This window comes from Pseudomonas tehranensis, assembly GCF_014268615.1.
GTDB classification, from domain to species: domain Bacteria; phylum Pseudomonadota; class Gammaproteobacteria; order Pseudomonadales; family Pseudomonadaceae; genus Aquipseudomonas; species Aquipseudomonas tehranensis.
In genome coordinates, this window is record NZ_JABWQV010000160.1 from 1 (window position 1) to 11,279 (window position 11,279).

Below are 11,279 nucleotides of genomic sequence, written 5' to 3' on the forward strand. Positions count from 1 at the left end.
GGGCTGCGATCTTTTTGACCGGCAACCCGAGGAACGGGCTGCCGGCTCAAACCATCAAGCGACCGGATTGATCGGCTTTTCCGGGTACCAAACGTCCATCAGCGGGCTGACTTCAACGCTGGTCAGCTCAGGACGCGCCTTGAGCCAGGCTTCAACGGCCGCACGCTGCTCTTCGGACACCGAGCCACGCTTCTGCAGGCAAACCAGACCGTAGTCGTCGCCGCCAACATAGCCCAGACCATTGGCTTCCATGGCTTCTTTCAGGAAAGCGTCGAGGAAAGCGTCAACGGCCTCATCGGCCAGATCTTCTTTGAAATCCAGGTTCAGTTCGAAACCCAGCTCTTGAAATTCATCCACGCACAGTTTTTTGCGCAGACGCTGGGAACGGTTAGTCGCCATTGGAACAATCCTCATAAGTAATAACGGCCGGCACTCTACCAGTTTGGTGCACCGTTTGCCCGCCTGATCGGGTATGCGGGCCTACCGTCGGTAAAAAATAGCGCCCCAAAGGGCTCAGGCACGGCACAAGCCGCTACACCTTGGGGCATAATGCCGACACTTTCATGACGTTGAGGGCGTTCATCTTCATGTCCTCGTTTTTTCCCCCTCGCCCGTAGGGTTTTATTTCAAATGATCAGATCTTTGCGTCCACTGCTTTTGGCCAGCCTTCTTCTTCCCCTGGCCCTGCCCGCATCCACCAGCGCCACCACCATCAACACGGCCCTGACGCCCAATGTGCAAAAGGCCCTCAAGAACAGCAAACTGCAAAACAACGCCTTGTCCCTGGTGATGATCCCGCTCAACGGCCCTGGCACCCCGACCCTGTACAACGCCGACGTCTCGGTAAACCCGGCCTCCACCATGAAACTGGTGACCACCTATGCCGCCCTGGAGATGCTGGGGCCCAATCACCAGTGGAAAACCGAGTTCTACACCGACGGCACCCTCAGCGGCGGGATTCTCAACGGCAACCTGTACCTCAAGGGTGGCGGCGATCCCAAGCTGAACATGGAAAAGCTCTGGCTGCTGATGCGCGACCTGCGGGCCAATGGCGTGCAACAGGTGACCGGTGACCTGGTGCTGGACCGCGGTTTTTTCGTCAAACCGCAGTTGCCTGAATTCAACGACGACGGCAACGACAAAAACAAACCGTTCCTGGTCAAGCCCGATTCCCTGCTGGTCAACCTCAAGGCCCTGCGTTTTGTCGCCCGCAATGACGCAGGCCGGGTATTGGTGTCGGTGGAGCCGCCGATTGCCAGCATTCGCATCGAAAACCAGGTCAAGGCACTCAACTCCAAGCAATGCACCGGTGGCGTGCGCTACAACCCGGTGCCCCAGGCGGACGGCAGCGTGACCGTGACCGTCGGCGGCCAGCTCGGTGATGGTTGCAGTTCCCAGACTTACCTGGCGCTGCTGGACCACCCCACCTACACCGCCGGAGCGGTGCGGGCGATCTGGAAGGAACTGGGCGGCAGCATCCAGGGCAAGGACCGTCTGGCGGCGACTCCGAAAAGCGCCAAAGTGCTGGCCCGGGCATTCTCGCCGGACCTGGCGGAGATCATTCGCGACATCAACAAATACAGTAACAACACCATGGCCCAGCAGTTGTTCCTGAGCCTGGGCGCAGAATTTCGCAACGAAGCCGACGGTGACGACGCCAAGGCGGCACAACGGGTGGTACGCCAGTGGCTGGCCAGGAAAGGCATCACCGCGCCGCACCTGGTCATGGAGAACGGCTCCGGCCTGTCCCGCGCCGAAAGGGTGAGTGCCCGGGAAATGGCGGCAATGCTGCAAGCCGCGTGGCGCAGCCCGTACTCCGCCGAATTCATCAGCTCGATGCCCATCGCCGGCACCGACGGCACCATGCGCAAACGTCTCAAGACCACCGCCATGGCCGGCGAAGCCCACGTCAAGACCGGCACCCTGAACACCGTTCGCGCCATCGCGGGCTACAGCCGTGACATCAACGGCAACACCTGGGCCGTGGTGGCGATCCTCAACGACCCGCGGCCATGGGGCGCTTCGTCGGTGCTGGATCAGGTGCTGCTGGACTTGTACCGCCAGCCGAAACTGCCGCAGACGGCTTCGGTGCTCTAAACCGACACGAAACCAATGTGGGAGCGAGCCTGCTCGCGATGGCGTCGGAACATTCAGCCTCTATAGAGGCTGAACCTCCGCTATCGCGAGCAGGCTCGCTCCCACATTTAGGGTTGCCCATAGATATTCACTCTGGGCGCAGGTAGCGCTCAGCCCAACTGCGCCTCAACCCGATCCCGTCCGGCCTGCTTGGCCGCGTAGACCCCTGAGTCGGCCCGCAACAGCAGCGCATCCGCCCCCTCCCCGACGCGCCAGGTGGCGATGCCGAAGCTGGCAGTGATGACCCCCACGTCCTCGATCGGCGCGCTGCGCAACCCCTCCCACAACCCCACGGCCAAGGCATGGGCGCTTTCGCCGTCGGTGTCCGGGCATAACACCACAAACTCTTCACCGCCCAGCCGGCAGAACACGTCGGTGCGTCGCAGCCGCTGGGTGATGCGCTGGCAAACCGCCTGCAACACCCGATCGCCCACTGCATGACCATGCTGATCGTTGATGCGCTTGAAGTGGTCGATGTCGAGCATGATGACCGCCAACTCCCCGGTACCCCGCTCCACCCGGGCCATCTCCGTGGTCAGGCGCTCCTGGAAATAGCGCCGGTTGCGAATACCTGTCAGGGCGTCGGTCACTGACAAGGCTCGCAGTTCTTCTTCCACCCGCTTGAGATCGGAAATGTCGGAAATATAACCGTGCCACAACACCCCACCGCCCGGCAGTTCCTCAGGCGTGGCCTCGCCGCGCACCCAGCGCAACCCACGCTGCGGCAGTTGCAGGCGATACTCCTCGCGCCATGGGCTCAGGGTATCGGCCGAAGTGCGGATCGATCTGCGCACGCGCGCGCTGTCCAGCGGATGAATACGCGAGAAAATCGATTCGGCGTTGCGCACCAGTGTCTCGGGCTCGAGTTCATAGATATCGCGAATGCCATCACTGGCATAAATCACGCTGAAACGCCCGTTGAAATCCATCTTGAACTGGTAGATGCCCCCAGGCACGTGGGCACTGAGTTTTTTCAGCAACAGGTCTCGGGCGGCCAGGGCCTCATGAACGCGCTTGCGTTCGGTGATGTCGATGCAGATCGCCAGATGCCCGACCCACAGCCCCTGATCATCGAGCATCGGTGTCGCCAGCATGTTCACGGTCAGATGGCTGCCATCGCGGCGCACCAGGGTCCATTCCCGGGCCTGCTGGCCACCCTGTTCGCCGCCCTCGACCAGCATTGCGTGGCACGTGGGAATCGGTTTGCCATAACGCGCAGCAAGCTGTACCGCTCGGGCCTGGAGCTCGCGCGGCAAATGAAGGCTTTCGAGGGTCATGCAGTGCAGAACCTCGCCGCTGTCGTAGCCAAGCATCTGTTCGGCGCCCGCATTGAACGTGGTGATCACCCCGCGCAGATCCGTGGCGATAATCGCAACCTGGGTCGCGGCATCCAGCACACCACGCAACTGGCCGTGGGTGCCCCGCAGCTCCTGCTCTCGCTCGCGCAGCTCTCGGGTCCGCTGCTCGACCAGTTGCAGGGCCCGCTGTCGCTGGCTGACCAACACATACAGCAGAGCGCTGAGGAGCAGGCTGAGCAAGCTACCTAATATCACCACGCTTGCCATCGAAGAAGGGTTGGTGGACAGGAACATGCCACTGGGTCGCAGCTCTATCCGATAGTCGCGATCGGCCAGGCGCAACAGGCGGGTCGCCGACAAGTCACTTTCACCCGGTGGATTGAGCGACTCGAACAGCACTTCCTCACGATCGTCCGTGGACAGGTCCATGACCCGCATCGAAAGATTGTCCTGACCGGGCGCCGGCAGGCCATCCCCCACCAACTGGCGCATGCTGACGGCAGCCGCGACGTAACCGAACGGTTCCCTGGACCACGCCTTGGAGACCGGCGCGACCAGCAACACCCCGCGCACCGTTGTGGAAGCCTCACCCACCAGGTCCAACGGTTGCGATACCACCATGGCGTCAAGGTGGCGAGCGCGCTCAAGGGTGGCACGGCGCAAGGGATGGGCGAGCAGATCCAAGCCCCGTGGGGCCTTGAAGGAGGGCTGACTCTGGAGGTACAGCACCGGCACGTATTCGTCCCGCTCGGCGGCCAGGCGCAGGCCACCGGAGTCGTCTGGCTCACGGATGGAAAACGTATCGCCCTCCTCGGTCCGGGCTTGTTGTTCGAACGATGCTCGTTCGTCGCGCAGCACCCGAGGCGCCCAGGCAAACGCCTGGGTGCGCCGCAATAAGGCTTCGGCATAGCCATGGAATTCCCTCTCGGAAACCCCGGCCGAATTGGCAAAAAAACGCCGCAGACTATCGAGACGTTGCTCCTGGTCCTGGAAACGCTCCACGATGCGGCTGAAGCGCTCCTCGGCTTGCAGTTCAAAGCGCTGGCGCAATTGCTGGTCAAACAGACTGGCCATCGCCCAGGTCAGCAAACCGGTCAGGAACGCACCGGCCAGCAGCACCAGCGAAGCCACCAGCCAGGCCGACACATCTTCGCTGATAAAACCCAGGATCCTGGGGCGCACCTGATGCAATGCCATAAATACAACTCAGAAAGGGGCAGGCATAGGTACCGCCCTGTCCACAGGCTTAAGTTATAGCTATTAGCCATCACTTTGACCAGCACAAAAACGCCTGAAAGCCTTGAGTTTCAAGGCTTTCATGGATCCAATCGACTAAAGGTCAGCGGGCCATGATCTTCCAGGCACGATGAATCTTGCCGTTGCGGGCAAAATCCGGATCGATGGTCTTGGCGGTGATTTCCTCCACCGCGTAACGCTCACCCAGATTGTCCTCGAGCTGGAACTTGCGGAAGTTGTTGGAGAAGTACAGCACGCCCCCCGGCGCCAGGCGGGCCATGGCCAAATCCAGCAGTTGGACGTGGTCGCGCTGTACGTCGAACACCCCCTCCATGCGCTTGGAATTGGAGAAAGTCGGCGGGTCGATGAAGATCAGGTCGTATTCGTCACGACTGGCTTCGAGCCAAGCCATCACGTCGCCCTGCTCCAGGCGATTCTTGTCCGAGAAGCCATTGAGCGACAGATTGCGCCGCGCCCAGTCCAGGTAGGTTTTCGACAGGTCGACACTGGTGGTGCTGCGCGCACCGCCCTTGGCGGCGTGGACACTGGCGGTCGCGGTGTAGCAGAACAGATTGAGGAAGCGCTTGCCGGCCGCCTCTTTCTGGATCCGCAGGCGCATCGGCCGGTGGTCGAGAAACAGCCCGGTGTCCAAGTAGTCGGTGAGGTTGACCAGCAGCTTCACGCCGCCTTCGTTGACCTCGGTGAACTTGCCCTGGGCGCTCTGACGCTCGTACTGCTTGGTGCCGCTCTGCCGCTCGCGACGCTTGATCACCACGCGGCTCTTGTCGATATTCAGTGCCTGGGGGATGGCGGCCAGGGCGTCGAACAGCCGGGCCGAGGCCTTTTCCGGGTCAATGGATTTTGGCGCGACGTATTCCTGGACGTGAACCCAATCGTGGTACAGGTCGATGGCCATGGAGTATTCCGGCATGTCGGCATCGTAGACCCGATAGCAGTCCACGCCTTCACGCTTGGCCCATTTGCTCAGCAGCTTGAGGTTCTTTTGCAGGCGATTGGCAAACATCTGCCCGCCTTCGCTCAACCGCGCCTGCTCAACCACGGGGGCTGGGGCCGGGGCCGGTTTGATCGGGTTGCCGTTCTTGTTGTACTGGCGCTCTTGCGGCACCTCGGGCGCCTGTTCGTACTCAGCCTGCTCACGCTCGGCCTGGCGCTGTTCCGGGGTACGACGCTCACCGGTGACGAACTGATCCGGCAGGACCTTGATCAGCAGCAATTTGCACGGCAAGGCGCCGTTCCAGAACGAATACTGCTTGTGACTGCGAATACCCATGCGCTTGCCCAGGTCCGGCGCACCGGTGAACACTGCGGCCTCCCAGTTCAGGCAGGCCTGGCGCAGGCGCTCGCCGAGGTTCTGATAGAGATAGAGCAAGCTGGCTTCGTCGCCCAGACGCTCGCCGTACGGCGGGTTGCAGATCACCAGGCCTTTCTGGTTCTGGTCCGGGCGGGGTTCGAACGTGGCGACTTCGCCCTGATAAATCTTGATCCACTCGCTCAGGCCGGCACGCTCGACGTTGTTGCGGCCGGGCTGAATCAACCGTGGGTCAGCCTCGTAGCCGCGAATCCACAGCGGTGGCTTGGCCAACCCGGCGGCGGCACGGGCGCTGGCCTCTTCGTGCAGCTTCTTCCACAACGCCGGCACGTGGCCGAGCCAGGCGGTAAACCCCCACTGCTGGCGACGCAGGTTCGGCGCCATGTCGGCGGCGATCATGCCGGCTTCCACCAGGAAGGTGCCGACGCCGCACATCGGGTCGGCCAGTGCCCCGCCTTCAGCGGCAATACGTGGCCAGCCGGCACGGATCAGGATGGCTGCGGCAAGGTTTTCTTTCAGGGGCGCGGCACCTTGCTGCAAGCGATAGCCGCGCTGGTGCAGGCTGTGGCCGGAGAGGTCCAGAGAAAGGATCGCCTCGCCGCGGTCCAGGCGCAGGTGAATGCGCAGGTCCGGGTTGAGCTTGTCGATGGATGGCCGCTCGCCTGTCGGGGTGCGCAGCTTGTCGACAATGGCGTCCTTGACCTTCAAGGCGCCGAAGTGGGTGTTGTCGATACCCGAGCCGTGGCCGCTGAACTCCACCGCCAGGGTGCCATCGGCGAGCATGTGGTCTTGCCAGTCCACATCCAGCACGCCGTGATACAGGTCTTCGGCGTCTTTCATCGGGAAGCGCTTGAGCACCAGCAATACGCGGTTGGCCAGGCGCGACCACAAGCACAGGCGGTAAGCCGTTTCCATGTCGGCCATGCCACGCACGGCCGAGGTGTGCTCACGCGCCTCTTCAAGGCCAAGCCCGACGGCTTCCTCGATAAGCAGGCCTTCAAGACCTTTGGGGCAAGTGAGGAAGAGTTCGAAACGATCGGACATGGGATTTCCAGAGCCTTTGGCTAAGTGGACCGGGCAACGCATTGCCGGGCCGGGTTCAATCAGGTGCTTTTCTCAAGAGCACCCGCGTGGCACGAAAGTGTGCCGTGCCGCCCTCGCCGCTCAGGTTAAAAGAGCTTAGAGGCGAGGGCAGATAAAAAATTCTGTGCAACAAATTGTGAAAACTCGACCCTTTCGTCGAATAGTACCCGAGTGCAACAGGGGGACATTCTCATTCGCCTGGGGGCTGCACCCTTCGATGCAGGGCCGATCATACAGGGGTCTTGCCTAAAAGCGGGTGACGAACATCATGTTACTTATCGCCCTAACATCTTTATTGTTACGTGCTTATGACAAAACGATCATTCCATCCATGTGACGCTTTGGTTAGAACTCAACACAGGTTGACGTCGCAACGGCGTCAACACCTCGGCTCGTCACGCCGGCAACGAGCCACCAACGGCAGAATGATTCTGCCCCGGCCTCGATAGAGGTCAACGCGAAGCAACAGTCAACAAGTGAGGGCAACACCCTATGAGAAGACTTAAGCGTGATCCGTTGGAAAGAGCATTTTTACGCGGTTACCAATATGGCGTTGGTGGTAAATCCCGTGAGCTTTGCCCCTTTACTCTACCGTCGGTACGTCAAGCCTGGATCAATGGCTGGCGAGAAGGACGCGGCGACAACTGGGACGGTATGACCGGCACTGCGGGTATCCATAGACTCAACGAACTTCACGCCGTCGGCTGATACAGGGCTTAACACTCAAGAACTCGACAATTTGATACCCACATCGATTTAACCACGCGCGTCCCATCCGGACGCCGGGCTTCGGCCCAGGGGGCTCCTTCGAGGAGCCCTTTTTAATGCCTGGGTTTTGTGAGCACTGCAAAAATCTGAGCTGTGAATCCAGTTGTGGCGAGGGGATTTATCCCCGCTGGGCTGCGCAGCAGCCCCTCAGAGTGTCAGGTTTAACGAGTGAACTGTTTGGGGCCGCTTCGCGCCCCAGCGGGGATAAATCCCCTCGCCACAGTTGAATCGCGTTGCACCTTGATAATCAACGCAGTGCGGCAATCGCATCCACCGACTCACGAATCAACGCCGGCCCCTTATAGATAAAGCCCGAATAAATCTGCACCAGGCTCGCGCCTGCGCTGATTTTCTCGGCAGCATGCTTGCCCTCGGTGATGCCGCCCGCCGCGATGATCGGCAAGCGTCCGGCCAGTTCGGCGGCCAGCACTTTCACGGTATGGGTACTCTTGTCCCGCACCGGCGCACCGGACAGCCCGCCTGCCTCGTCACCGTGCTCTACGCCCTCGACGCCTTCGCGACCCAGCGTCGTATTGGTGGCAATCACCGCGTCCATTCCGGTGTCGATCAGGGCCTGGGCTACCTGTGCGGTCTCTTCGTCGGTCATGTCCGGGGCGATCTTGATGGCCAGTGGCACATGTTTGCCATGGATCACCGCCAATTCGGCGCGACGTCGAGCCAGGTCGGCCAGCAGTTGCTTGAGCGAATCACCGAATTGCAGGCTGCGCAGCCCCGGCGTGTTCGGGGAACTGACGTTGACGGTCACATAACTGGCGTGGGCGTAGACCTTGTCCAGGCAGATCAGATAATCGTCGACCGCGCGCTCCACCGGTGTATCGAAGTTCTTGCCGATGTTGATGCCCAGCACGCCCTTGTACTTGGCCGCGGCCACACGTCCCAGCAAGTGGTCGACGCCCAGGTTGTTAAAGCCCATGCGGTTGATGATCGCCTCGGCTTGCGGCAGGCGGAAAATCCGTGGCTTGGGGTTGCCCGGCTGGGCACGCGGAGTGACGGTGCCGATTTCCACGAAACCGAACCCCAACTGGGCAAAACCGTCGATGGCCGCGCCATTCTTGTCCAGGCCCGCCGCCAGCCCGACTGGGTTGGGGAACTCAAGCCCCATCACATTCACCGGCAATTTAGCGGGCGCCTTGCACAACAGACCATTGAGGCCCAAACGTCCACCCGCGCCGATCAGGTCCAGGGACAGATCGTGGGAGGTTTCCGGGGAAAGTTTGAACAGCAGTTCACGGGCCAGGGTGTACATGGGCGGCTTGGACTCGGGCGACGAAATGAGGCGACGATTATAGCCGGGCAACGACGATGCACGCGAGGCGCCTGCACAAAACAGCAGCGATGGCATATGCCTTGCACCACTTGCGTTCATCGGCACCCATGCCAACGACGGAATGAGTGCCACACTGTATTTGAAGGACAACGGCGTCGTCATCCGGCCTTGCAAACGTCCGGATACGGCGCCTTTTTTTGTGGAAAGGTGATGCGCGATGAATGAAATTCCAGCCAACCCCCTGGCCTGGGTCAACGGCAGCGATGCCCCGGAAAAGAGCGCGATCAATCTTGGCTTCATGGCCTTGAGCGACTGCGCGCCGCTGGTGGTGGCCGCTACCCAGGGCTTCGCCCAGCCTTACGGGCTGACTTTGAACCTCAAGCGCCAAGCTTCCTGGGCCAACCTGCGGGACAAGCTGGTCAGCGGTGAAATCGATGCCGCCCACAGCCTGTATGGGCTGATCTACGCGGTGCACCTGGGCATCGGCGGGGTCGCGCCGACCGACATGGCGGTGTTGATGGGGCTGAACCAGAACGGCCAGAGCATCAATCTTTCCCATGGCTTGCAGGCCCAAGGCGTGACCAGTCCTGAGGCACTGGAACAGCATGTGCACCAAACTCGCCCGAAACTGACCTTCGCCCAGACCTTCCCCACTGGCACCCACGCCATGTGGCTGTATTACTGGCTCGCCGCTCAAGGCATCCATCCGCTGTCGGATGTTGACAGCGTGGTGGTGCCGCCGCCGCAAATGATCGCCCATCTGCAGGCCGGACGGATCGACGGCTTCTGCGTGGGCGAGCCATGGTGCGCCAGTGCGGTAAAACAGAACCTGGGCTTCACCCTGGCGACGACCCAGACCATCTGGCCCGATCACCCGGAAAAAGTCCTCGGCTGCACCCGTGCATTTGTCGAGCAATACCCCAATACCGCCCGCGCACTGGTGATGGCGATCCTGCAAGCCAGTCGCTTCATTGAGCAAAGCACCGAGAACCGCCGCAGCACCGCACAACTATTGAGTGCGCCCGAATACCTGGATGCGCCGCTGGATTGCATCGAGCCGCGCCTGTTGGGGATCTACGCCGACGGGCTGGGCAACAGCTGGCAGGACCCTCACGCGATGCGCTTCCACGGTAACGGTGAAGTGAACCTGCCCTACCTGTCCGATGGCATGTGGTTCATGACCCAGTTCCGCCGCTGGGGCCTGTTGCGTGAAGACCCGGATTACCTGGCCGTGGCACAGCAAGTCCAGCAGCTCAAGCTATACCGTCAAGCCTGCGCGGCACTGGACATCCCCTCCCCCCGCCAGGACATGCGCAGCAGTCAATTGATCGACGGCACCACCTGGGACGGCTCGGATCCGGCCGCTTATGCCAAAAGCTTCAAACTGCACGCCTTGAGCGATGCGGCTCCCCTCTTCGCCAGCCGCTGACAGGAGCCACGACCATGCTACGTATCCTGCTGATCAACGACACCGCGAAAAAAGTCGGCCGCCTCAAAGCCGCCCTGATTGAAGCTGGGTTCGAAGTCATCGACGAATCAGGATTGACCATCGACCTGCCGGCGCGCGTCGAAACGGTGCGTCCGGACGTGATCCTGATCGATACCGAGTCACCGGGGCGCGATGTGATGGAGCAAGTGGTGCTGGTCAGTCGCGACCAGCCACGACCGATCGTCATGTTTACCGACGAACATGACCCGGATGTCATGCGCCAGGCGATCAAGTCGGGCGTCAGCGCCTACATCGTCGAAGGCATCCACGCGGCGCGCCTGCAACCAATCCTCGACGTGGCCATGGCGCGCTTCGAAAGTGACCAGGCCCTGCGCGCCCAGCTCCTGGCCCGGGACCAGCAACTGGCCGAGCGCAAACGCATCGAACTGGCCAAGGGCATGCTGATGAAGATGAAAGAATGCAACGAAGAACAGGCCTACACCCTGATGCGCCGCCAGGCCATGAGTCGCCAGCAGAAGCTGATCCAGGTGGCCGAGCAGATCATTGCGATGAACGAACTGCTCGGCTGAAAGCCTTGCAGTGCCTGGCCCGACGCTATCGCGAGCAGGCTCGCTCCCACATGGCTCCAGGGTGAACGCAGCATTCGTCAACGGCCCAGATCAAGTGTGGGAGCGGGCTTGCTCGCGAAGA

The 11,279-nt window shown here is 61.3% G+C and carries 8 protein-coding genes; 4 read left to right on the forward strand and 4 right to left on the reverse strand.

Translation table 11 applies throughout. The features are described from left to right. Nucleotides 1–54: 54 nt before the first annotated feature. A complete protein-coding gene (locus HU811_RS19365) occupies nucleotides 55–399 on the reverse strand; it encodes a YggL family protein (RefSeq protein ID WP_047227158.1) in 345 nt (114 codons plus the stop codon). A 231-nt stretch (nucleotides 400–630) separates the two neighbouring features. On the opposite strand from HU811_RS19365, the gene dacB reads away from it, so the two are divergent. Beyond that, nucleotides 631–2,097 carry a D-alanyl-D-alanine carboxypeptidase/D-alanyl-D-alanine endopeptidase gene (gene dacB / locus HU811_RS19370; protein WP_092401742.1) on the forward strand — a complete coding sequence of 489 codons (1,467 nt, stop codon included), beginning with the start codon at nucleotides 631–633 and terminating at the stop codon, nucleotides 2,095–2,097. Between the two features lie 149 nt (nucleotides 2,098–2,246). Here the strand turns inward: dacB and HU811_RS19375 are convergent, their stop codons facing one another. After that, nucleotides 2,247–4,631, reverse strand: a complete 2,385-nt coding sequence (locus tag HU811_RS19375) for a sensor domain-containing diguanylate cyclase (protein WP_186657552.1) — start codon at nucleotides 4,629–4,631, stop codon at nucleotides 2,247–2,249. A 142-nt stretch (nucleotides 4,632–4,773) separates the two neighbouring features. Further along, a complete protein-coding gene (gene rlmKL / locus HU811_RS19380) occupies nucleotides 4,774–7,044 on the reverse strand; it encodes a bifunctional 23S rRNA (guanine(2069)-N(7))-methyltransferase RlmK/23S rRNA (guanine(2445)-N(2))-methyltransferase RlmL (RefSeq protein ID WP_092459015.1) in 2,271 nt (756 codons plus the stop codon). 531 nt (nucleotides 7,045–7,575) lie between these two features. Here rlmKL and rmf point away from each other — a divergent pair. Further along, nucleotides 7,576–7,791: a ribosome modulation factor gene (gene rmf / locus HU811_RS19385; RefSeq protein WP_003223300.1), complete on the forward strand. Its 216-nt coding sequence runs from the start codon at nucleotides 7,576–7,578 to the stop codon at nucleotides 7,789–7,791. 307 nt (nucleotides 7,792–8,098) lie between these two features. Here rmf and HU811_RS19390 read toward each other — a convergent pair whose 3' ends face one another. Further along, the gene (locus tag HU811_RS19390; RefSeq protein ID WP_186657553.1) at nucleotides 8,099–9,118 is read right to left on the reverse strand and encodes a quinone-dependent dihydroorotate dehydrogenase; all 1,020 of its coding nucleotides are present in this window, start codon (nucleotides 9,116–9,118) and stop codon (nucleotides 8,099–8,101) included. A 238-nt stretch (nucleotides 9,119–9,356) separates the two neighbouring features. Between HU811_RS19390 and HU811_RS19395 the strand changes: the two genes are divergently transcribed. Together HU811_RS19395 and HU811_RS19400 are read left to right on the forward strand one after the other, a co-directional pair. Beyond that, on the forward strand, nucleotides 9,357–10,568 hold the full coding sequence (locus HU811_RS19395; protein ID WP_092401753.1) for a CmpA/NrtA family ABC transporter substrate-binding protein: 1,212 nt from the start codon (nucleotides 9,357–9,359) through the stop codon (nucleotides 10,566–10,568). A 14-nt stretch (nucleotides 10,569–10,582) separates the two neighbouring features. Next, a complete protein-coding gene (locus tag HU811_RS19400; RefSeq protein ID WP_025212689.1) occupies nucleotides 10,583–11,158 on the forward strand; it encodes an ANTAR domain-containing response regulator in 576 nt (191 codons plus the stop codon). Nucleotides 11,159–11,279 lie beyond the last annotated feature (121 nt).